The following is a 22,469-nucleotide window of genomic DNA, read 5'->3' as shown; positions in this document are numbered from 1 at the left end:
CCCTCCCACTGACCAGAACACTACGCGGCACCACTGACAACGGCCCCTGACCTGCGACGGAGACCCAAGTCAGCCGTCGGTGCCCAGCACTCAGCCGAAGTACACGCCGCCCACGACGACCACGACCGCCGCCACCAGGAACAGCAGCACCCACGCCAGCACCTTGCCGGGCGTCGGGCCGGGCTCGTAGCGCTGCGGCTCCTCCGAAGTCGGGTTCGGAGTGGGGTTCGGGTTCGGAGTCGTCATGATGTCGCCGTCACCACCGCCGCCTGGGGGCGGATCGGGAGGCGGTTCACGGGGCGGCCCGTCGCCGCGCGTACCGCCGAGGCGATGGCCGCCGGGGACGTCACCACCGGTACCGCGCTCGCCGCCTTCGCGCCGAAGGGGGCGACCACGTCCCGTTCCTCGACCAGTTTGACGATGTGGATGTCCGGGGCGTCGAGGGCGGTCGGGAGGGCGTAGCCCGTGAGGTCGGGGTGGCGGATCAGCCCGCGCGCGGTGCGCAGGTTCTCCGTGAGGGCGATGCCCACGCCCTGGGTGACGCCCGCCTCGATACGGGCCGCCAGTTGGGCGGGGTTCAACACCCTGCCCACGTCCTGGGCCAGTGCCAGTTCCACCACGCGTACCGAGCCCAGCTCGATGTCGACGTCCACCACCGCGCGGATCGCGCAGAAGGCGAGGCCCACGAAGGCGTCGCCCTGGCCCGCCTCGTCCAGGGGTTCGGTGGGGTGGGGGCGGCACTGGGCCGTGGCCCAGAGTTCCTTGCCGTCCATGGCCTCCGTCACCGTGGTCGACAGGACACCGTCGTACGAGGTGATCTTGCCGTCGGTGATCTGGAGCAGTTCCGTGGACATGCCGAACTTGTGCGCCAGGGGCTGGAGGAGCTGGGTGCGGACCATTTTCGCCGCCCGTTCCACCGCGCCGCCCGACACCCAGGTGTGGCGGCCCCGGGCGCCCGGGCCGGCCGGGGGCTGGTCGGTGTCGACGGGGGCCACGTGGACCTCGTCGATGCCCAGGGTCTCCTGGACGATCTGGCGGGCCAGGGTGGTGAAGCCCTGGCCTGTTTCCACGGCCGCGCACAGCACCGTGGCGATGCCGTCGTGGACCTTGACGGTGGCCGTCGAGACCTCGTCCGCGCCCTCGGCGCCGAGCATGTGGACCATGCCCAGGCCGTAGCCGACACCGCGGCGGACGGCGCCCGGTTCGCCCGCGCCCTCGGGGCCGCCCGGGAGGAGCCACTCGTCCTCGGGGGTGTCCTTGGGGAGCGGCGGGAGCGGGAAGTCCCGTACCGCCTGGAGGAGTTCGGCGACCGGGGCGGGGCAGGTGACGGACTGGCCGGTCGGGAGCACGTCTCCGGTGGCCATCGCGTTGCGCAGGCGCAGCTCGGCCGGGTCGACGCCCAGCTTCTTCGCCAGCTTGTCCATCTGGGCCTCGTAGGCCGCGCAGACCTGCATCGCGCCCTCGCCGCGCACATGGCCGGAGGGGGGGTTGTTGGTGCGGACCGCCCAGCCCTCGATGAAGGCGTTGGGGACGACGTAGGGGCCGCAGGCGAAGGAGACGGCCGCCGCGAGGGCCTCCCCGGAGGTGTCCGCGTAGGCGCCCGCGTCGAGGAGGATCTGTGCCTCGACCTTCACGAGCTTGCCGTCGGTGTCCGCGTGGTGGCGGTAGCGGAGGAGGGTGGGGTGTCTGTGGACGTGGCCCAGGAAGGACTCTTCGCGGGTCGCCGTCAGTTTCACCGGGCAGCCCGTCTTCAGGGCGAGGAGGCCGAGCGGGAGCTGGAAGCCCTGGTCCTCGCGGTCGGCGGTGGCGCCCGGGACTCCCGTGACGACCACCTTCACGCGCTCGGGTTCCAGTCCGTAGCAGGCGGCAGCCGCGTCACGGTCCGCGTGGGGGTCCGTGGAGGCGAGGTACAGCTCCACGCCGCCGTCGGGGCGCGGGACGGCCAGGCCGGCCTCGGCGCCGATGGGGGCCGGGTCCTGGCGGCCGATCCGGTAGAGGCCCTCGACGACGATCTCGCCGACGGCGTCGGGGTCGCCGTGGCGCAGCGGGATGTGCCGGATCAGGTTGCCGTCGGGGTGCAGCGGTTCGGCCTCGAAGGCCTGCTCTGGGTCGGTCACCGGGTCGAGTACTTCGTACTCGACGATGACGGCCGCCGCCGCCATGCGCGCGGTGTCCGGGTGGTCGGCGGCGACGGCGGCGATGGGCTCCCCGTGGTGGCGTACGACCTCGGCGGCGAACATCGGGCGGTCGGCTCTGCCGCGGCCGTGCAGTTCGACCCCGGGCACGTCCTCGTGCGTGACGACGGCCCGGACGCCGGGCATCTCACGCGCGTGGGTGGTGTCGATGGAGACGATGCGGGCGTGCGGGTGCGGTGAGCGCAGTACGGCGGCCCACAGCAGGCCCTCGGCCCACAGGTCGGCCGCGTACGGGAACGTGCCCTCCGTCTTCGCGCGCGCGTCGGCGGCGGGCAGCGACACGCCGAGGCCGTGCGGGAGCGGCTCCGCGTCGGGGGCGGCCTCCGCGGCCGTGGTCGCGGTGACGGCTTCGTTGCTCACGTCTGGCCTCCGTCCTGGCCGTGAGTCTGGTCATACGCGTGCGAGTCGTGGTTGCGGGCGGGCTCGAAGCCCGGGGCGTCGAACGCGGACGGGTTGACCCCGCCCCCGCCCGGTCCGGCCTGGTGCGGGATGCGTGGCTCGCCGTCCTCGCCCTCGGCGTCGGCGGCGTGCGCCTCGCGTTCGGCGACGACCTCGCGGACCGCTTCCAGGACGCCCCGGTAGCCGGAGCAGCGGCACAGGTTGCCGCACAGGGCCTGGCGCGTCTCCAGGTCGGTCGGGGCGGGGTTGCCCTCCAGGAGGTCGTGCACGGTCATCGCCATCCCGGGGACGCAGAAACCGCACTGGACGGCCCCGCACTTGGCGAGTGCCCGCTGGACGTCCGAGGGCTGCCCGTCGGTGGCGAGGCCCTCGACGGTGCGCACCTCGCTGCCGGCGGCGGTGACCGCGGGCACCAGGCAGGAGGCGACGAGCCGGCCGTCCACCTGCACGTTGCAGGCCCCGCACTCGCCCTGGGAGCAGCCGTCCTTGGCGCCGGCGAGGCCGAGGCGCTCGCGCAGTACGTAGAGCAGCGACTCGCCGATCCAGGCGTCGGGGACGGGTCGGTCGGAGCCGTTGACCCGCAGCACGTACGAGGCGAGGGGGTGTTCCTCGCCGGGCGGTCCGGGGGTGTCGTCGGCCGGATCGGCCACGTCCGGCTCCGCGGCGGGCACCTCAGCGGTCGCTGTGGCACCGGATGCCTCGGTGTTCGCGTCGAGCTCGCCCTCCACGGGCTCCTCAGCGGCCTCCGGGGAGGTTTCCGGCCCAGGAGCAGTGTCGGACTCCGTGGCGGCCTCTGCGGGGCCGCCAGGGCCCTCCTCGGGGCCGGGGGCGTCCGCAGCCGGGTCCTGATCCTCGTCCGCGACCGTGCGACCGGCTCCGGTCGCGGTGTGACCGGTGGCGTCGGCCTGGTGACCGGTCCCGTCGCCCGCGCGACCGGCGCCGCCCGTTTCGTGCGCCGTTTCGTGCGCTGCCTCGTGCGCCGTTTCGGGCGCGTACGTCGCCCCCGTGCCGTTCGTCCGGCCGGAGTCCGGCTCCGGAGCGGATCCGGACGCCCAGGGCTGCGCCGGAGCCTCGGTCGCCCAGGGCGCGGACGCGCCGCCGGGGAGCGTGGCGGGCGGCGTGCCGCCCCACTGCTCGACCAGCGCCGAGGTACTGAACTCGCCCGATTCGTCCGGAAGATCACCGCCGGCGACGGGGATCCGCCATTCCCCGGTCACCTCGCGGCCCGCGGTTCCGGGCGCGGCGGCGCCCGCCGCGCCGGCGCCCTGGTCGAAGGCCCACTGGCCCGTGGAGCTCTGGTCGTAGCTGAACCCGTCGTGCCGCTGCGCCTCCCGCGGCACGGCGTTCGGGTCCGGCCACTGGGTGCCCCCGGGGGGCGCGGGCGGTGTCCCCCACGCGCCCGGCGCGCCCGGCGAACCGTCCTCGGCGCCCGGCACCGCCGCTATCTGCGGGGGCACATATCCGTGGCCGGGCGCGGCCAGCGGGCTGTCCACGGAGGCCAGGAACGCGTCGATGCCCCCTTCGGGGAGCTTCACGAAGGCGGTCGCGCCGTCGTCGTAGTCACCCTGGGGCAGCGGGTCCCAGCGGCCCCCGCCACGGGGGGTGCCCTCCGCGCGCTGGTCCCCGTGCGGGTCGCCGTACTGGTCGTCGCCGTACTGGTCGTCGGTCACGACAGTGCCCTCCCCAGTGCTCGCCGGGCCAGCGCGGCGACAGTGCGCCGCAGGTGCAGTACCGCGGGCGGAAGCGGTGATACGGAGCCGTCCTCGGCCGGAGCCGGGTCGGGGATGCAGGCCGCGGCGACGTACTCGCCGAAGGCACCCAGTGCCTCCGGGACGATCGTGCGGTTGTTGTCCCAGTCGATGAGCCGGGCGACCCACTGCTCGGCGTCCAGGGGGCGCAGCGGCATCGGCGCTATGGCGCCGACGGCGCACCTGACCCCGCGCCGCGCGGGGTCGAGGACGAGCGCGACGGACGCGAGGGCGCGCCCGGGGCCGGTCCGTCCGGTGGCCTTCAGGAAGACCTGGGGCGCGTGCAGCAGGGGCACGCGCACGAAGCCGATGAGTTCCCCGGCCCGCAGCATCTCCACCCCGGCCAGCAGGTGCGACACGGGGATCTCACGGCGGACACCACCGGGGCCCGCGATGATCAGCGTCGCCTCCAGGGCGGCCAGCACGGGCAGCGCGTCCCCCGTGGGGGCGGCCGTGGCGATGTTGCCGCCCAGGGTGCCCGCGTTGCGGATCTGCGGCGGTCCCGCGGCACGCGCGGAGGCGGCCAGGGCCGGGATGAGGGCGGCGAAGTCGGGGCGGCCCATCCGCGCGTGGGTGAGGCCGGCGCCGAGCAGGGCGTGGCCGTCCTGGTACTGCCAGCCGCGGATCTCGCTGATGCGGCCGAGGCCGACGAGCGCGGCGGGCCTGAGCTGCCCGGAGTTGACGGTGGCCATGAGGTCGGTGCCGCCCGCCACGGGGACGGCTGCCGGCATGGCCGAGAGTGCCGCGACGGCCTCGTCCAGCGAGGCGGGCAGCGTCACGGCCTGCGCCGCCTGCGGTGCGTGCGTGGTCAAACCGGTTGCCCCTTCCCGCTGCCCCACCTGGTCCCACCTGTGTTGCCGTACGGTACGTGCTGACAGGGCGGACGTGGCAACTCTGGCACATTCTCGCGAGACCCGAACGCAGGGGTCCGCTAGGAGGCATTCACCCACCTCATCGGCGAGATGGTCCGTTTTCGCACGGCATCACCGATCAGTTCCGATTAGAACTGATCGGTGAGCGTTGAGGGCGCTTTCATCCGCGAAGGCTCCGTGGGGCCTCACACGTTCGGGGGCGCCCCATCGATCGGACGTCCGAGGACTCCTGGCCGCCGCTGCCACGGATGCGGCCCCGCGGGCGGCCGATAGCCGACGCCGAGGGCGTCAAGTCGCCCGTAATGGGCGGTCATCCGGCGCTCGAAGTCGGCGAAGTCCCGTTCGGCGGACGCGGGCAGGGCACTCCAGGCGACCTCGGCGAAGGCGGCCAGCCGAGGGAAGGCCTGGTAGTCCACGCGCCCGGTGTCCTCCATCACCTCGGTCCACAGGTTGGCCTGCGTGCCGAGGACGTGCCGCGCCTCCTCGGGGCCCAACTCCGCTGGAACCGGCTCGAAGCGGAAGACATCCTCAAGGGTGCGGACGTACCCGATGGGGACGGGTTCGTCGGCGCCCCCGTGCTGACGGTGGTCCAGGTAGACCTGCTCCTGGGGGCACATGACGACGTCGTGACCCGCGCGTGCCGCCGTGATGCCGCCCGCGTAACCGCGCCAGGAGGAGACGGCGGCGCCCGGCGCGAGGCCGCCCTCCAGGATCTCGTCCCAGCCGATGAGCCGACGCCCGCGCGCGGTGAGCCACTTGTCGAAGTGCCCTACGAACCAGGACTGGAGCCCGTCCTCGTCACCGACCCCGAGTTCCTCGATACGGGCCTGCGCGGTGGGCGACTCCCGCCACTGCTCCTTCGCGCACTCGTCGCCGCCGATGTGAATGAACTTCCCCGGGAACAGGTCGAGGACTTCCTCGAAGACGCCCTCGTAGAAACGCAGGGTGTTGTCAGTGGGAGCGAGTACGTTGTGGCTGATCCCCCAGTTGTCCCAGACGGAGAGGGAGGCCGTGTCGATGACGTCGGTGTTGCCGAGTTCCGGATACGCGGCGATGGCGGACTGCGAGTGCCCCGGTACGTCGATTTCCGGGACCACCTCGATATGCCGCTCGGCGGCGTAGGCGACGATCTCTCGGATGTCGTCCTGGGTGTAGAAGCCCCCGTGCGGCTTCTCCTCCCACAGCGGTGACGCCCCGTGGCCGAATTTGGTACGGGACCGCCAGGAGCCGACCTCCGTCAGCTTCGGGTACCGCTCGATCTCGACGCGCCAGCCCTGGTCGTCCGTCAGATGGAAGTGGAAGACGTTGAGTTTGTGCGCCGCCATCAGGTCCAGGTAGCGCAGGACGCCTTCCTTGGGCATGAAGTGCCGGGCGACGTCCAGCATGAGGCCGCGCCAGCGGAAACGGGGCGTGTCCTCGACGAAGGTGCCGGGGACGAGCCACCGCCGGCCGGGGGTGACAGGGGCGCGCCGGAAGGCGTCGGGGCCGAGCAGCTGACGGAGCGTCTGCGCACCCCAGAAGACACCGGCGGGCCCGCCGCCGTGGATGGTGACGTCGTCCCCGTTGACGTACAGCTTGTAGCCCTCCGGGCCGAGATGGCCGGCGTCCTCGGGCTGGACCCGCAGCCGGACGGTCTCGCCGTCGTCCCCCGCGCCGGGTGGCAGCGCGAGCCCGGTCGCCGCCCCGAGGACGCCTCGCAGCCAGCGGGCCGTCGCCCCGGTGCCGGGCCCGGCGTCGATCACCGTGTTCTCGTCGAACACGAAACCGCCCGCGGACCTGACGTCCCGCACGACAACGGGCGCCGGAATCAGTTCATTAACGTCAGTCACATGGGTCACGTCAGTCCTTAACCGCTCCACCGAGCCCCGACACCAGTCGGCGCTGCACGAGTACGAAGAACACCAGCACCGGAATCGTCATCACCGTGGAGGCTGCCATCACGCCGCCCCAGTCCGGGTCGTCGGGCTTGTAGAAGACCAGCAGGGCCATCGGCAGCGTCGACTGGGAGGTGTCACTGATGACGAACGACTTGGCGAACAGGAAGTCGTTCCAGGCCGAGATGAAGGAGAACACGCTGGTGGCCACCAACCCCGGGAAGACCAGCGGGAAAAGGATCTGCCACAGGAATCGCGACCGGCTCGCCCCGTCGATGTACGCGGCCTCCTCCAGCGCCTCCGGAACCGCCTTCACAAAACCCCGCAGCATCCAGATCGCGAAGGGCAGTGAGAAGGCGATGTGCGGCAGGATCAGCGAACCCAGTGTGTTCAGCTGCCCGAAGTCCCGCATGAGGAAGAACAGCGGGATCGTGAGTGCCTCCACGGGCACCATCTGGGCCACCAGGAACATGATCAGCAGGGTCGTCCGGAAACGGAACCGGAATCGGGTCACCGCGGTCGCCGCGAGAAACGCGATCAGCGCGGAGACGACGACCACGGAACAGGCGACCACCAGGCTGTTGAGAAAGAACCGGCCGAATTCCTGCTGCCCGAAGACACGCCGGAAGGAGTCCAGGGAAGGGGCGAGCGTCCAGGGGCGCGGCTCCGTCGACTCGATCTCGCCGGCCGGTTTGAAGGCGCTGAGCACCATCCAGTAGAGGGGGAAGGCGACGACGACCGCGATCAGCAGCGCCGACACCTCGGCGGCCAGCCGCCAGGGCCGCCGTACGAAGCGGCGGACACCTCGCACGCGTCGAACAGGGCGGACTCGTTGGGCTCGTTGGGCTCGTTGGACAACGTTGCCGGACATCACAGCTCCTCCCCCTGCCTGCGCAGCAGCCGCAGGTACACGAGGGTCGCGGCGAGCAGGATCAGCAGCATCACGATCCCGATCGCCGAGCCGAGGCTGTACTGGGAGGAGGCGAAGGCCTGTTGGTAGGCGTAGACGTTGAGGGTGAGGTTCTGGCCGGCGATGCCGCCTCCGTTCGTCATCACGTAGATCTGGGTGAAGACCTTGAAGTCCCAGATGACCGACTGGATGGTGACGACCATCAGGATCGGGCGGAGCATCGGCGCGAGCACCGAGCGCCAGACGCGCAGTTGTGAGGCGCCGTCCAGGGCAGCCGCCTCCAGCACCTCGGCCGGTACGGCACGGATGCCCGCGTACACCGTGACCATCACGAACGGGAAGGAGCACCACACCACTTCGAGCAGCACCAGGAAGAAGGCGCTGAACCTGCCGTACGTCCACGAGTGGTCGCCGAGACCCAGCATCCGGTTGACCGGCCCGAAGTCGGGGTCGAAGAGCAGCAGCCAGACCGTGGAACCGGTGACCGCCGGGGTCGCCCACGCGCCGAGCGCCGCCAGCATCAACGCGAGGCGGGGCAGGGCACGGACACGAGTCAGCAGGACGGCGAGGGCGCAGCCGACGGAGAGCGTGGAGACCACACAGGCCGCCGCGAAGACGACCGTGGCCAGCAGCACCTGCCAGAACCGGGAGTCGGAGAAGATCTCCCGGTAGTTGGCGAACCCCTCGAAGGTGGTCGGTTCACCACCGCTGACCTGCGCCTGGGTGTAGTGGAAGAACGAGATCAGCCCGAGCTGGTAGATGGGGTAGAGAAGCAAGCCCCCGAGGACGACGAGAGCCGGGGCGAGATACAGCCAAGGGACACTGGACCTCCCCAAGGGGCGCGGGGCTGTTCTGAATCTGCGGCTACCGCCGCGTGGGCGCGACAAGCCACGACGGACCGGCACCCGCAGACGCTCCGCACCCCCCACCCGAGTAGGCGCCGTCACCCCACGGAACCAAACGCGTCGTCCATCTTCTTGGCAGCCTCCGCGGAAGCCGCCGCGACATCCTTCTTGCCGCTGACGATCTCCTGGAACATCGTCGGCAGGACCAGCGAGGAGTCGATCTGGGACCAGGCGGGCGACGCCGGCACGAACTTGGTGCCCACGGCGAGGGTCTTCACGAAGGGCGCGACGTACGGCTGCTTCCTGGCGACCGTCTCGCGCACGTCGCCGAAGGTCGGCAGGAAGCCCATGGCGTCGAAGAGTTCGGTCTGTGTCCGCTTGGAGGCGAGCTGCTCCATGAGGTCGACGGCGAGCGTGCGGTGCGAAGTGCTGTTCAGCACACCCAGGTTGTTCCCGCCCGCGAACGCCGGTGCCACCGAGCCGGCCGTGACGCCCGGCAGCGGTACGACCGCGTAATCGCCCTTGACCTTCCCCGCCTCGACGGCCGCGTGGTTGAAGTCGCCGCCGATCGCCATGCCCGCCTTGCCCGCAGCGAAGGCGGTGATGGTGTCGTTGCCGCCCATGCCCGCGCACTTCGCGGCGGGGCAGTTGTCGTCACCGAAGAGGGAGGTGTAGGCCTTGATGCCCTTCTGGGCGGCGGCGCTGTCGATGGCGGAGGCGTACGAACCGCCTCTGCCGGTGGCGAGTTCGCCGCCGTTGGCCCAGATGAAGGGCATCGCGCCGTAGGTGAAGGCGCCGCCGACCGCGAGCCCGTACAGGTCGGGCTTCGCCGCGCGGATCCGGTGCGCGGTTTCCGTCAACTCGGCCATGGTCTTCGGGACCTGGAGGCCGAGTTCCTTGAAGATGTCCGTGCGGTAGTACAGGGCGCGGACGCCGACGAAGAAGGGGGCACCGTAGACCTTGCCGTCGACGGTGACGGACTGCCGGGCGGTCGGGTCGGTGTCCGTCGCCTCGCCCCAGGCCGCGAACTCCCTGCTGACGTCGAGGAGTCCGCCGTCGGCGACGTATCCGGCGGTGTCCGTGTTTCCGTACTCGATGACGTCGGGGGCGCTCTTCGGGTCGTTGAAGGCGGCCTTGATGCGCTGGGCGCGGGTCTCGACGGGGATGTATTCGATCTTGACGTCGGTGCCCTTGTGGGCCTTCTCGAAGGCGTCGACGGCCGACGTGACGACCTTCTCCTTCGGGGTGTTGCCGACCTCCTGGAAGAGCCACACGCGCAGGGTGCCGGTCTGCTCGTCCTTGCCGGAGGAGGAGTTGTCGGAGGTCTCGGGGGCACATGCCGTGGCGGTGAGCCCGGCGAGCGCCAGGGCGGCCACGGAGGCAGCCAGTCGGGCAGATCGGACAGGGAGCTTCATCTGGCGTTTCCTCCGGTGAGGGCGTTGCAACATACGCAATGGATGTTTCGCTCTGCACAACACCACGGAGGTTATGGACTGCGCGGACATGGCCACAAGAGGTCTTGACCACGTCTCCACCACTCTGTGACCGGCCGGCGCATCCCGTGCAACGGCGGACAGCACAAAGGTCCCCAGGGCGCACAAAACGCACCCGGGGACCTCTACTGACACTGGACCAACGGCCGGCGCGGCCTACTTCTTGCCGTCGCCCTTGCCCTCGTCGCCGCCGGAGCCCATGGACTCGTAGATCTCCTTGCACATGGGACACACCGGGTACTTCTTCGGGTCGCGGCCCGGTACCCAGACCTTGCCGCACAGCGCCACGACGGGAGTCCCGTCGAGGGCGCTCGCCATGATCTTGTCCTTCTGGACGTAGTGGGCGAAGCGCTCGTGGTCGCCGTCGCCGTGCGAGGTCTGCGGCGCCGGTTCGACGAGGGTCCCCGTACCAGTCCCGCGCTGGGGCTGGGTCTCAGGCTCAAGAGTGCTCATAACCGCCAAGGGTACTGAAGGTCACACCCGTCAGTTCAGCGAAGGGTCGTCCGGATACGTCGCGACCATCGCCAGTTCGCTGCGCTGGCGTCTGAGGACCTCGCGCCACAGGCGTTCCGGAGACGGGGAGGAGATGTCTCCGGGCTCCGACTCGACGACGTACCAGGCGCCGTCCGCCAGCTCCGCCTCCAGCTGCCCCGGCCCCCAGCCCGCGTACCCGGCGAAGATGCGCAGCGACCCGAGCGCCTTCGCGAGCAGTTCCGGCGGTGCCTCCAGGTCGACGACACCGATCGCGCCGTGCACGCGCCGCCAGCCGAGAGGGGTGCGCTCGCCCGACACCCCGCCGCCGGGGATGACCGCGACACCGAGCGCCGAGTCGAGGGCGACCGGGCCGCCCTGGAAGACGACCCCCGGTTCACCGGCGAGTTCCGCCCAGCCCTCCAGGATGTCCCCGACGTCCACCGGAGTCGGGCGGTTGAGGACGACGCCGAGGGAACCCTTCCCGTCGTGGTCGAGAAGGAGCACCACCGCGCGGTCGAAGTTCGGGTCCGCCAGGGCGGGCGTTGCCACGAGCAGTCGCCCTGTGAGCGAGGACACCTCGGTCATGCGAGACATGATCTCGCATCTTCCCCCTGTGGGGGGAGCCAATCGGGGTACCTGGGTGAAGCCGGCCCAGGGCGCATCGGAGCGGGACGGGCGCGCGCCTGCGCCGGTGACCGCATGTGCCCGGCGGCGAACGGTTCGTGTTGTGGCAAACCTATGACACGGCTGGGCGGCGCTTGGGCTTACAGAAGGGGGGTGTGCGGCGACTACCCTTGCTCTTCGGCTCCTGCGCGTGCCTGCACGACGAGGGCCCGCCAACACCCCCCGCCCAACTCATCGGAACGCGAGATACATGACGGTCAACGGCACAGACGACGTACTGATTGTCCACGGCGGCACCCCGCTGGAGGGCGAGATCCGTGTCCGCGGTGCGAAGAACCTCGTACCGAAGGCCATGGTCGCCGCCCTGCTGGGCAGTGCGCCAAGTCGACTGCGCAATGTCCCCGACATCCGTGACGTCCGTGTCGTGCGCGGGCTGCTCCAGCTGCACGGGGTGACGGTGCGTCCGGGCGAGGAGCCCGGCGAGCTGATCATGGACCCGTCGCACGTGGAGAGCGCCAACGTCGCGGACATCGACGCGCACGCGGGGTCGAGCCGTATCCCGATCCTCCTCTGCGGTCCGCTGCTGCACCGCCTCGGGCACGCGTTCATCCCGGGTCTCGGCGGCTGCGACATCGGCGGCCGGCCCATCGACTTCCACTTCGAGGTACTGCGGCAGTTCGGCGCGACGATCGAGAAGCGCGCGGACGGGCAGTACCTGGAGGCTCCGCAGCGGCTGCGCGGCACGAAGATCGCGCTGCCGTACCCGTCCGTGGGCGCGACCGAGCAGGTCCTGTTGACGGCGGTGCTGGCGGAGGGCGTCACCGAGCTGTCCAACGCGGCGGTGGAGCCCGAGATCGAGGACCTCATCTGCGTACTGCAGAAGATGGGCGCGATCATCGCCATGGACACGGACCGCACCATCCGTGTCACCGGCGTCGACAAGCTCGACGGCTACAACCACGCGGCCCTCCCGGACCGGCTGGAGGCCGCGTCGTGGGCGTCGGCGGCGCTGGCGACCGAGGGCAACATCTATGTCCGCGGCGCCCAGCAGCGGTCGATGATGACGTTCCTGAACACCTACCGGAAGGTGGGCGGTGCCTTCGAGATCGACGACGAGGGCATCCGCTTCTGGCACCCCGGCGGCCAGCTGAAGTCGATCGCCCTGGAGACGGACGTACACCCCGGTTTCCAGACGGATTGGCAGCAGCCCCTGGTCGTCGCGCTGACGCAGGCCACCGGCCTCTCCATCGTCCACGAGACGGTGTACGAGTCCCGCCTCGGCTTCACCTCCGCGCTCAACCAGATGGGCGCGCACATCCAGCTCTACCGCGAGTGCCTCGGCGGCTCCCACTGCCGCTTCGGCCAGCGCAACTTCCTCCACTCGGCGGTCGTGTCGGGCCCCACCCGCCTCCAGGGCGCCGACCTGGTCATCCCGGACCTCCGGGGCGGCTTCTCGTACCTCATCGCCGCCCTGGCCGCCCAGGGAACGTCCAGGGTGCACGGCATCGACCTGATCAACCGGGGCTACGAGAACTTCATGGAGAAGCTCGTGGAGCTGGGCGCGAAGGTGGAGCTGCCCGGCAAGGCCCTCGGCTAGCCACCGGCCGTCTCTCCACTCCCGCCCAGGCCTGTTCCGGGTCTCGGCTGGGGGTCCGGGGGTCATCCCCCGGGAAGACACAGCATGGAGAAGCTCGTGGAGCTGGGCGCGAAGGTGAAGCTGCCCGGCAAGGCCCTCGGCTAGCTGCCAGTCGTACGAACGCCGATGGGCGGTCACCCGAATTCGGGTGACCGCCCATCGGCGTCAACTGCTGCGCCCTGAAGGGGCGCGGGGAACTGCGCGACCAGCCACGACGGCCCCGCAGTCGCCCACGGCGCCAGCCATGACGGCGAACAGGCGCCCTTACTTGCCCTTGGCCGCTTCCTTGAGCTTGGAGCCCGCGGAGACCTTGACGCTGTAGCCGGCGGGGATGTCGATCGGGTCGCCGGTCTGCGGGTTGCGCGCGGTCCGAGCGGCACGGTGCGTGCGCTCGAAGGTCAGGAAGCCGGGGATGGTGACCTTCTCGTCGCCCTTGGCGACGATCTCGCCGACGGTCTCGGCGAACGCGGCCAGAACGGCGTCGGCGTCCTTGCGGGTGACCTCGGCGCGGTCGGCCAGGGCGGCCACCAGCTCACTGCGGTTCATGTCGTTACTCCCGTGTTCTTCTTGCTGTTGAGGCGTGCCCCGCGGCGGAGCCGCATGGGGGGCACAGCGAAGCCGATGCTGCCAGGGTCCTCGGTGGGTCCCCGGACCCGGGTCCGCCGTCGGACCCTCACGCCCGAAGACGCATCCTGCCCCCACCTGCGGCGGGAAAGCCAATCCGGCACCCCTGGGAGTCACACGAACACCCCTGGGAGTCACACGGAAAGCGCCGGCGGCCGGGGCCGACAGGCTGAACCTGGCCGCCACCCTAGAGGCGCACGGGGGCAGGGCGCCCCCGACGCGCCGGTACGAGGGCCCGTGGTAACCGTCACATATACGGCACCGGGAACCGGGAACTACTCGGCCGCCGCCTTCGCGGCTTCCCGCACCGCACCCGCCACCGCGCCCGCGACCTTGTCGTTGAAGACGCTCGGCACGATGTAGTTCGGGTTCAGCTCGTCCTCGGTGACGACGTTCGCGAGTGCGGTCGCCGCAGCGAGCATCATCTCGGTGTTGACCGTGCGGGACTGCGCGTCCAGGAGACCGCGGAAGACACCCGGGAAGACCAGCACGTTGTTGATCTGGTTCGGGAAGTCCGAGCGGCCGGTGGCCACGACCGCGGCCGTCTGGCGGGCGATCGCCGGGTCGACCTCGGGGTCGGGATTCGCGAGCGCGAAGACAATCGCGCCCTCCGCCATCGCTGCCACGTCGTCGCCGTCGATGACGTTCGGGGCCGAGACACCGATGAAGACGTCGGCGCCGCGCACGGCCTCCTTGAGGGTGCCGGTGAGGCCCTCCAGGTTGGTGTTGTCGGCGATCCAGCGCAGCGGGGAGTCCGGGGCCGCGTTGACCAGGTCCGCGCGGTCCGCGTGGACGACGCCCTGGATGTCGGCGACGACCGCGGTCTTGACGCCGGCCGCGATCAGCAGCTTGAGGATGGCCGTACCGGCCGCGCCGGCGCCCGACATGACGACGCGGATGTCACCGATCGCCTTGCCCGTGACGCGCAGGGCGTTGGTGAGGGCGGCCAGGACGACGATCGCGGTGCCGTGCTGGTCGTCGTGGAAGACGGGGATGTCGAGGGCCTCGCGGAGGCGGGCCTCGATCTCGAAGCAGCGCGGGGCCGAGATGTCCTCCAGGTTGATGCCGGCGAAGCCGGGGGCGATCGCCTTGACGATCGTGACGATCTCGTCGGTGTCCTGGGTGTCCAGGCACAGCGGCCAGGCGTCGATGTCGGCGAAGCGCTTGAAGAGGGCCGCCTTGCCCTCCATGACCGGCATGGCGGCCATCGGGCCGATGTTGCCGAGGCCCAGGACCGCGGAGCCGTCCGTCACGACTGCGACGGTGTTGCGCTTGATGGTGAGGCGGCGGGCGTCCTCGGGGTTCTCGGCGATCGCCATGCACACGCGGGCCACGCCCGGGGTGTAGATCATGGAGAGGTCGTCACGGTTGCGGATCGGATGCTTGGACTGCATCTCGATCTTGCCGCCGAGGTGCATGAGGAACGTACGGTCCGAGACCTTGCCGAGGGTGACGCCCTCGATGCCGCGGAGCTTCTTGACGATCTCGTCGGCGTGCGCGGTCGAGGTCGCCGCGATGGTGACGTCGATCCGGAGCAGTTCGTGACCGGAGGCGGTGACGTCGAGGCCGGTCACCGAGCCTCCGGAGGACTCCACGGCGGTGGTGATCTGGGAGACCGCGGTTCCGCTCGCGGGCACCTCCAACCGGACCGTGATCGAGTAGGAGACGCTGGGCGCCGTTGCCATGGCCGACTTCCTTCTGCTTTCACCCTGATGCTTGGTTTGCCGTCCGATCGTCGCACCTACCGTGGAGTAGCTGGTAGCGGGGCCTCGATTGCGAACGTTTTGTTCTCAACGAAGAGAGGTCCACGCCACTTTCGTGGCGTGGACCTCTACATGTTCAGTGGCACCGACCCGCCATGCTCGCCTCGCGGCAAGTGGTCGCTCGTAGCGACGAAGGTTGGGCCCGGGGGCTTGGATCGAGCCGGTGCCATCGTCAACGGTAACAAACGATCCCCGTAAGGCAATTCCCATCGGGCACTGTCTTGGCTTCAGTCTCGGAGAAGGTCGGGCACCCCTTGCGCATCGGGCTCGTCGCGGTCCGCCGAGACGACCGTGAGCTGCTGGGTGGCGCGGGTCAGGGCGACGTACAGAACCCGCAGGCCGGCCGGGCTCTCGTCGGCGATCTCCGCCGGGGAGACGACCACTGTGGCGTCGTACTCCAGGCCCTTGGCCTCCAGGCTGCCCAGGGCCACCACGCGGTCGCCCAGGCCCGCCAGCCAGCGGGCCGCCTCCTCGCGGCGGTTCATGGCCACGACGACGCCGACCGTGCCGTCGACAAGGTCGAGGAGGCGGGCTGCCTCGTCGCGGACCGCTTGGGCCAGGGAGTCCCGTGCGTCGGCGCCGTGTCCGGTGTTCGCGCCCACGAACCTTGGCTCCACGCCGGTCGAGCGGACCGCCCTCGGGGACTCCGAGCCCGGCATCGCGAGGGCCAGGACCTTGGCGGCCAGTTCGGCGATCTCCGCCGGGTTGCGGTAGTTGACGGTGAGGGTGAAGCGGCGGCGCGGGCGGCTGCCCAGGGCCTCGTCGCGGGCCTCGGCCGCCTCGTCGGGGTCGGACCAGGAGGACTGGGCCGGGTCGCCGACGACCGTCCAGGTGGCGTGCCGGCCGCGGCGGCCGATCATGCGCCACTGCATCGGGGTGAGGTCCTGGGCCTCGTCGACGATGACGTGGGCGTACTCGGTGCGTTCCTGGGCGAGTCGCTCGGCCCGTTCGCGCTGCGTCTCCTCCCGTACCGGCATCAGCTCTTCGAGGCCGCTGAGCTGGTCCATGGGGTCCAGGTCACGTCTCTTGCGGGGGCGGGCCGGGGTGCCGAGGATCGCGCCCAGCTCGTCCAGCATGGCCACGTCGTGGACCGAGAGGCCGTCGCGCTTGAGGGCGCGGGCGACCCGGCGGACCTCACCCGGGTTGAGGATGCGGCGGGCCCAGCGGCCGAGGCGGCGTTCGTCGGACATGGCGGCGAGGACCGACGCGGGGGTCAGTTCCGGCCACCAGGCGTCCAGGAACGCGATGAAGTCGTCCTCGCTCGTGACGTCCTCGTCGAAGGAGGAGCGCAGCTCGGCGGCCAGTTCCCGGTCCGTGTGGCGGCTCTGGGCGCCCGAGCGGGCCCACAGGGCGTCCAGGAGGAGCCTGCGGGCGCGGGGGCGCAGCAGGTTGACGGGGGCCGTGCCGCTGAGCGCCGACTCGCGGATGCGGGCCAGTTCGGGGGCCTCCAGTTCGATACGGCGGCCGAAGGCGACGACCCGCAGCCGGCTGGTCGCCGTCGACGAGTCGTACTGCTCCAAGGCGCCCCGCGCGGCCTTCCGCAGCACCGCGAGCATGCGGTACGAGCCCTTGGCGCGGGCCACGGCCGGGGAGTCGTACAGGGTGGCCTCGGCGCCGTCGACGAGGGAGCCGATGGCGCGGATCGCGACCTGGCCCTCCTCGCCGAGGGAGGGCAGGACGCCCTCCGTGTAGGCCACCAGGAGGGGCGTCGGGGAGACGATCAGGATGCCGCCCGCGTACCGGCGCCGGTCCTGGTAGAGGAGGTAGGCGGCGCGGTGCAGGGCGACGGCCGTCTTGCCGGTGCCGGGGCCGCCCTCGACGTACGTCACCGAGGCGGCTGGGGCCCGGATCACCAGGTCCTGTTCGGCCTGGATGGACGACACGATGTCCCGCATGGTGTGGCTGCGGGCCTGGCCGAGGGCGGCCATCAGGGCGCCGTCGCCGATCACCGCGAGCTCACGGCCGTCCAGGGACGCCTTCAGCTCGGGGCGCATCAGGTCGTCCTCGACGCCGAGGACCTGCCGGCCCTTGGAGCGGATGACGCGGCGCCTGACCACCCGGCCCGGGTCGACCGGGGTCGAGCGGTAGAAGGGTGCGGCGGCCGGGGCGCGCCAGTCGATGACGAGGGGCGAGTAGTCCTCGTCGAGGACGCCGATACGGCCGATGTGGAGGGTCTCGGCGATGTCGGCGGTGCCCTCGGGGCTGACGGCCCCCTCCGCGGCCTCCACGGCCGTGTAGGCGCCGTCCGGGCCCTTTTTGCCGTCCATGCCCCGCAGCAGGTCGATACGGCCGAAGAGGAAGTCCTCGAACTCGTTGTTCAGCCTGTTGAGGTGGATGCCGGCGCGGAACACCTGGGCGTCCCGTTCGGCGAGCGCGCCGGGGGTGCCGACCTGCCCTCGTTTGGCCGCGTCGTGCATGAGGAACTCGGCCTCGTTGATCTTCTCCTCAAGACGCCGGTACACCCGGTCCAGGTGTTCCTGTTCGACGCTGATCTCGCGGTCGCGGACGGAGTCCTGTACTGAGGAGTCCTCGACCGGTACGAGCGCCGTTTCCTGCTGAGCCTGAGCGGCCACCGGGCCCCCTTCTGACGTGCTGGGCAGCCGTCAACCGTACGCGAAAGAGAGGCCCTGATGCTACGAGTCCGCCCCAGGACACCGTACGAGTCTTCGTACGAGGCGTCCTGGGGCGGTCACGGAGCGGCGATGGAACGGTTGTGGAGCGCTTGTGGAACGGTTCGGAGCGGTTTGCGGAAGGTCAGGCGTCGACCTCGACGAGCTTCTTGCCCGTGGAGTCGACGACCTCGTAGTGGTCGATCTCGTCGGTGCTGAAGGCCGTTCCGCCGTGGATGAAGAGCGGGTTGCGGGCGGCCTCGGTCGTGGCGTCCTTGATGCCGTAACCGGCCGTCGGGACAGACCAGTTGGACATCGTCTCGCGCTTGCCGTCCTTGCCGACGGCGATCAGGGAGCACTTCAGCGGGCCCTTGACGCCCCCCAGCTCCAGGACCGCGCTGACACCCCAGGCCTTCGACTCCATCGCCACGGTCGCGGTGACCTTGGTGTTGGGGTCGGTGGCCGAGACCCGGTCGGTCATCAGACCGAAGGCCTCCTTGGCGGAGCCGGTGCTCTTCGGCGTCACCGTCGGCGAGGGAGCGGCCACGCTGGTGGTGTCGCCGCTGGTCGTCGCGAACACGGCGGTCGGGCCGCCGATGATGAGGGCCGCTGCGGCGGCCACCATGTAGAAGCTGCGCCGGCGCTTGCTCGCACGCCGTTCCGCGACCTCGTCGACCAGCCGTGTCGCGAGCTGTGGACTCGGGCGGGCGGACAGCGACTCGCCGATGGCCGGGGATCCCTGGGCACCGGGCAGGTCCGCGAGGGCGGCCAGCATCGGTTCCATCCCGGCCAGCTCGTCGAGCTGCTGGGCGCACCACTCGCAGCCCGCGAGATGTGCTTCGAAGGCCGTGGCCTCCGCATCGTCGAGGATGCCGAGGGCGTAGGCGCCTACGGTCTCGTGTTCGTTCGGGCCTTGGGAACCCTGCATTCCTCGCATGGAACCAGGACTACCCGCTCCGAACCCCCCGTAAATGCTCATGCCGTCACCCCCCGCTCCTCCAGTGCGAGCTTCATCGAACGCAGGGCATAGAAGACCCGTGAGCGCACCGTTCCGCTGGGTATGCCCAGCGTTTCGGCGGCTTCGTTCACGGTACGCCCCTTGAAATAGGTCTCGACCAGTACCTCCCGGTGGGCAGGGGTCAGGTCGTCCAGCGCGTCCGACAACGTCATCAGCCACAACGCCTTGTCGATCTCGTCCTCCGCGGGGATGACCTCCAGCGGCGACGGGTCCACCTCCTGCGGCCGGGCCTGCCGGCTGCGGTGGCCGTCGATGACGATGCGCCGGGCGACCGTCACCAGCCAGGGGCGTACCGAACCGGTTGCCCGATTGAGCTGACCGGCGTTCTTCCAGGCACGGATAAGTGTCTCCTGCACGACGTCCTCGGCTCGTTGCCGGTCTCCGGCGACCAGCCTGAGGACGTACGCCAGCAGGGGCCCTGCGTGCTCTCGGTACAACGCACGCATCAGGTCCTCGTCGGGTTCCGAGGGCTGGGACATGCGATGTCGGGCCCTCGGTGCTCGTTCATTGGCCACGACGGAATCCTTGCGCACGCCCACCTCCGCTGTCCCGGGTTCCCCCAGTCGGTCGCTCCCCCCGAAGTACGGAAGTGGCATGCGGGATGTTCAACGTGTGACGACAACTTTCTTTATCCGGAAGCGACGTCAGGGACAAGGGAGCACATTCCTGCCGCAAGTGCTTTACATTTTCGCCACACTGGCAAGATCGGGGCGATGCCCGCGGCGCGCCGACTGGAAACTCACGTGTAACCAACGTCACTGCGACCCTTGAGAGTTGACAAGCCCGATTCCGCCCGAAAGGCCCTCTGTGGGCGATCTGTGCCCGGAATCCGCGAGCGGTCTACGCGCGCGCCGGAAGGGTCTACGCGCGCGCCATGGCGGCCCGCCGCCGGTGCCTCGCGACCCGCTCCCGGTTGCCGCAGATCTCACTGGAGCACCATCTGCGCCGTCTGCCCCGGGAGGTGTCGAGATAGACGATCGAGCAGCTGTCCCCCTCGCACTGGCGCAGGCACGCGCGTGCCACCGGGTCGGTGAGCAGTTCCACGGCGTCCCGGGCGACCGCGCCGAGCAGGGCCGCGCAGTCGGGCGGCCCGTGCAACTCCCGTACGAGCGTGCCGTCCTCGGCGCGGACCGCGCGGGGGGCCGGCGGCGCCGGGCGGGCCAGTTCGTTGAGGCGGGTGAGTGCCTGGTCGAGGAGGCGGGGGTCGGCGGACGGAGAGCTGTGCACCAGCTGACCGGTCAACCGGCCGGTCAGCTCCCGCAGTTCGCGGAAGTGCGGGACCCAGGAGGCGTCGGCGTGGTGCAGGGGCGTGCCCGCGGGGACGAGTCCGGATGCGGCGATCCAGGCGCGGAGCGGCTCGACGGCGCCGAGCCGTTCGTCGGGGTCGGCGGTCGCCAGCAGGTCCAGGCAGATCCGCCCGGCGTCGAAACGCAGCTCGTACGAGGCTGTGGCCACGGTCGTCTCCGATGCCATGTGCCTGTCACCGCCTAGGAGTCGCCACCGTACGGGGCGGAGGGAATGCCGATGAGTCGCCGGTGGGATGCCGGTGAGGGGATCCGGGGAACCGTTCCCTCTACAGTGCATGCCCGCCCTCGCGGCCGGAACCCCTCGTACCGAGGCGGACGCACCCTCATGGGGCCGGACGCCGGGCCCACGTCACGGATGCGGAGGCCGCCGTCGGCGGGGGTAAGGGTGGTGGCGGCACCGAGCGCCCTGCGGATGGGCGGTTCGTTTGCTGCGGGGTGGGGGGTCGGTACGGGGCAGTGCGGGACGGTGGGGGCCGATGGAGGTCGGTAGGGGTCAGTGCGGGGTCGGCGGGAGTCAGTGGGGGCCGGCGGGAGTCAGTGGGGGTCGGCCTCGCCCACGCGGCGGAGTCGCGCGTCGTTGCGGCCGGCCCCGCGCGCCTTGCGGGCGGGGCCGGGGGGGCTGCTGGGCCGGGGGGCTGGGCCGGGACGCGCTGCTCGCGTACGCCCTGCCGTGCTCCTCGTCTTCGCTGTGCGCGTCCCGCTCGACGACGCCCGGGCGCGGATCGCCGGCCCACCACCCCGCCGTACGCGCGAGGTTCGAGGGCCCGGGGGGCGGCCCAGAACGGTGCGCCCCCGGCCCGTGCCGCCGACGAGACGCCCGCCCGTCCTTCCCGCGCGCCGGTCGTGAGCGGGAAGGGGTTACGCGTCGGAGTACTTGGCGTCGGCCGCCGGGTCCAGGGCGAGCCGGTAGCCGCGTTTGACGACCGTCTGGATCAGCTTGGGCGCGCCGAGGGCCGTGCGCAGGCGGGCCATCGCCGTCTCCACGGCGTGCTCGTCGCGGCCGGCCCCGGGCAGCGCGCGCAGCAGTTCGGCGCGGGCGACGACCCACCCGGGCCGCCGGGACAGCGACCGCATCAGGGACATCCCGGCGGGCGGTACGGGCCGCAGGGCGCCGTCGACGATGACAGCGTGCCCGCGGATCTCGACCCGGTGTCCGGCGATGGGCAACGCCCGTGCGCGGGTCGGGAGTTCCTGGCAGAGGAGCTGTACGAGGGGGCCGAGCCGGAAGCGTTCGGGAGACACCGTGTCGACGCCGTGGGCCTGGAGCGGCAGCGCGGTGACCGGGCCGACGCACGCGGGGAGGACGTCGTGGTGGAGGGCGGCGAGGAGTTCCGGGAGCAGGCCCCGTTCCTCGGCACGGGAGAGCAGGGACGCGGCGGCGGGGGCGCTGGTGAAGGTGAGCGCGTCCAGGCCGCGCGAGACGGTCGCGTCGAGGAGCCGGTCGACGGGGCCGATGTCCTCCGGCGGCATCCACCGGTAGACGGGCACACCGACGACCTCGGCGCCCGCGGCACGCAGCGACTCGACGAAGCCGGGCAGGGGCTCGCCGTGCAGCTGGATCGCGATACGGCGCCCCTCCACGCCCTCCTCCAGAAGCCGGTCGAGCACCTCGGCCATGGACTCCGAGGACGGCGACCAGTTCTCCGTGAGCCCGGCGGCCCGGACGGACCCCTTGACCTTGGGGCCGCGGGCCAGCAGTTCCACGCCGCCGAGACAGGCGAGCAGGTCGTCGCCGAGACCCCAGCCGTCGGCGGCCTCGATCCAGCCGCGGAAGCCGATGGCGGTGGTGGCGATGACGATGTCCGGCGCCTGGGCGATGAGCTGCTTGGTGGCCGCGAGCAGCTCGCTGTCGTCGGCGAGCTGCACGATCCGCAGAGCGGGCGCGTGTACGACGGCGGCGCCCCGCCGCTGGAGCAGGGTCCCGAGTTCGTCGGCCCGACGCGCTGCGGTGACACCCACGGTGAACCCCGCGAGGGGGCCGTGGTCGGGCGGGCCGTTCTCCGGTCGTTCCGGTCGCTGCTGTTCGTCGTACATGGCTCTCGTCCCGCAGTCGGGTCACATCTGCACAAGCGTGCCGA

The 22,469-nt window shown here is 71.1% G+C and carries 18 protein-coding genes; 1 reads left to right on the top strand and 17 read right to left on the bottom strand.

The features are described from left to right. Positions 1-90: 90 nt before the first annotated feature. The 10 genes from OG595_RS26505 to OG595_RS26460 all read right to left on the bottom strand — a co-directional run bounded on the left by OG595_RS26505 (position 91) and on the right by OG595_RS26460 (position 11,395). Positions 91-246 (bottom strand): hypothetical protein, encoded by a 156-nt coding sequence (locus tag OG595_RS26505; RefSeq protein ID WP_329276218.1) that lies wholly within the window; start codon positions 244-246, stop codon positions 91-93. Next, positions 243-2,555, bottom strand: a complete 2,313-nt coding sequence (locus OG595_RS26500) for a xanthine dehydrogenase family protein molybdopterin-binding subunit (RefSeq protein ID WP_329276216.1) — start codon at positions 2,553-2,555, stop codon at positions 243-245. The genes OG595_RS26505 and OG595_RS26500 overlap by 4 nt, the downstream gene beginning before the upstream one ends. Next, complete coding sequence (locus OG595_RS26495) at positions 2,552-4,264, bottom strand: 2Fe-2S iron-sulfur cluster-binding protein (RefSeq protein WP_329276214.1); 1,713 nt, start codon at positions 4,262-4,264, stop codon at positions 2,552-2,554. The genes OG595_RS26500 and OG595_RS26495 overlap by 4 nt, the downstream gene beginning before the upstream one ends. Next, positions 4,261-5,154, bottom strand: coding sequence for an FAD binding domain-containing protein (locus tag OG595_RS26490; protein WP_329276213.1), 894 nt, complete (start codon positions 5,152-5,154; stop codon positions 4,261-4,263). Before OG595_RS26490 ends, OG595_RS26495 begins: the two co-directional genes overlap by 4 nt. Positions 5,155-5,399: 245 nt before the next feature. Continuing rightward, the gene (locus OG595_RS26485) at positions 5,400-7,043 is read right to left on the bottom strand and encodes a beta-N-acetylhexosaminidase (protein ID WP_443073147.1); all 1,644 of its coding nucleotides are present in this window, start codon (positions 7,041-7,043) and stop codon (positions 5,400-5,402) included. 10 nt (positions 7,044-7,053) lie between these two features. After that, positions 7,054-7,959, bottom strand: a complete 906-nt coding sequence (locus tag OG595_RS26480) for a carbohydrate ABC transporter permease (RefSeq protein ID WP_329276209.1) — start codon at positions 7,957-7,959, stop codon at positions 7,054-7,056. After that, positions 7,959-8,834 (bottom strand): carbohydrate ABC transporter permease, encoded by an 876-nt coding sequence (locus OG595_RS26475; RefSeq protein ID WP_329276206.1) that lies wholly within the window; start codon positions 8,832-8,834, stop codon positions 7,959-7,961. Before OG595_RS26475 ends, OG595_RS26480 begins: the two co-directional genes overlap by 1 nt. A gap of 107 nt (positions 8,835-8,941) precedes the next feature. Further along, complete coding sequence (locus tag OG595_RS26470; RefSeq protein ID WP_329276204.1) at positions 8,942-10,258, bottom strand: extracellular solute-binding protein; 1,317 nt, start codon at positions 10,256-10,258, stop codon at positions 8,942-8,944. 234 nt (positions 10,259-10,492) lie between these two features. Further along, positions 10,493-10,789, bottom strand: coding sequence for a DUF3039 domain-containing protein (locus tag OG595_RS26465; RefSeq protein WP_053741615.1), 297 nt, complete (start codon positions 10,787-10,789; stop codon positions 10,493-10,495). Positions 10,790-10,819: 30 nt separating this feature from the next. Continuing rightward, on the bottom strand, positions 10,820-11,395 hold the full coding sequence (locus OG595_RS26460; protein WP_329276201.1) for a YqgE/AlgH family protein: 576 nt from the start codon (positions 11,393-11,395) through the stop codon (positions 10,820-10,822). A gap of 289 nt (positions 11,396-11,684) precedes the next feature. On the opposite strand from OG595_RS26460, the gene murA reads away from it, so the two are divergent. Next, positions 11,685-13,031, top strand: coding sequence for a UDP-N-acetylglucosamine 1-carboxyvinyltransferase (murA, locus tag OG595_RS26455; RefSeq protein ID WP_164407069.1), 1,347 nt, complete (start codon positions 11,685-11,687; stop codon positions 13,029-13,031). Between the two features lie 303 nt (positions 13,032-13,334). On the opposite strand, the gene OG595_RS26450 is transcribed toward murA, so the two are convergent. The 7 genes from OG595_RS26450 to OG595_RS26420 all read right to left on the bottom strand — a co-directional run bounded on the left by OG595_RS26450 (position 13,335) and on the right by OG595_RS26420 (position 22,425). Then, a complete protein-coding gene (locus tag OG595_RS26450; RefSeq protein WP_006374476.1) occupies positions 13,335-13,616 on the bottom strand; it encodes an HU family DNA-binding protein in 282 nt (93 codons plus the stop codon). Between the two features lie 353 nt (positions 13,617-13,969). Beyond that, complete coding sequence (locus OG595_RS26445) at positions 13,970-15,379, bottom strand: NAD-dependent malic enzyme (RefSeq protein ID WP_329276197.1); 1,410 nt, start codon at positions 15,377-15,379, stop codon at positions 13,970-13,972. 305 nt (positions 15,380-15,684) lie between these two features. Then, positions 15,685-18,030, bottom strand: coding sequence for a HelD family protein (locus tag OG595_RS26440; RefSeq protein ID WP_329276195.1), 2,346 nt, complete (start codon positions 18,028-18,030; stop codon positions 15,685-15,687). A 181-nt stretch (positions 18,031-18,211) separates the two neighbouring features. Continuing rightward, on the bottom strand, positions 18,212-18,994 hold the full coding sequence (locus OG595_RS26435) for an anti-sigma factor family protein (RefSeq protein WP_443073146.1): 783 nt from the start codon (positions 18,992-18,994) through the stop codon (positions 18,212-18,214). A 47-nt stretch (positions 18,995-19,041) separates the two neighbouring features. Beyond that, positions 19,042-19,563, bottom strand: coding sequence for a sigma-70 family RNA polymerase sigma factor (locus tag OG595_RS26430; RefSeq protein ID WP_044471680.1), 522 nt, complete (start codon positions 19,561-19,563; stop codon positions 19,042-19,044). Between the two features lie 382 nt (positions 19,564-19,945). Next, positions 19,946-20,557, bottom strand: coding sequence for a CGNR zinc finger domain-containing protein (locus tag OG595_RS26425; RefSeq protein WP_329276189.1), 612 nt, complete (start codon positions 20,555-20,557; stop codon positions 19,946-19,948). A gap of 692 nt (positions 20,558-21,249) precedes the next feature. Then, the gene (locus OG595_RS26420) at positions 21,250-22,425 is read right to left on the bottom strand and encodes a uroporphyrinogen-III synthase (protein WP_329276187.1); all 1,176 of its coding nucleotides are present in this window, start codon (positions 22,423-22,425) and stop codon (positions 21,250-21,252) included. Positions 22,426-22,469 lie beyond the last annotated feature (44 nt).

Source organism: Streptomyces sp. NBC_01451, from assembly GCF_036227485.1.
GTDB lineage: Bacteria > Actinomycetota > Actinomycetes > Streptomycetales > Streptomycetaceae > Streptomyces.
The sequence above is the reverse complement of the archived record's forward strand: the minus strand, read 5'-3'. Positions and strand labels throughout refer to the sequence as shown.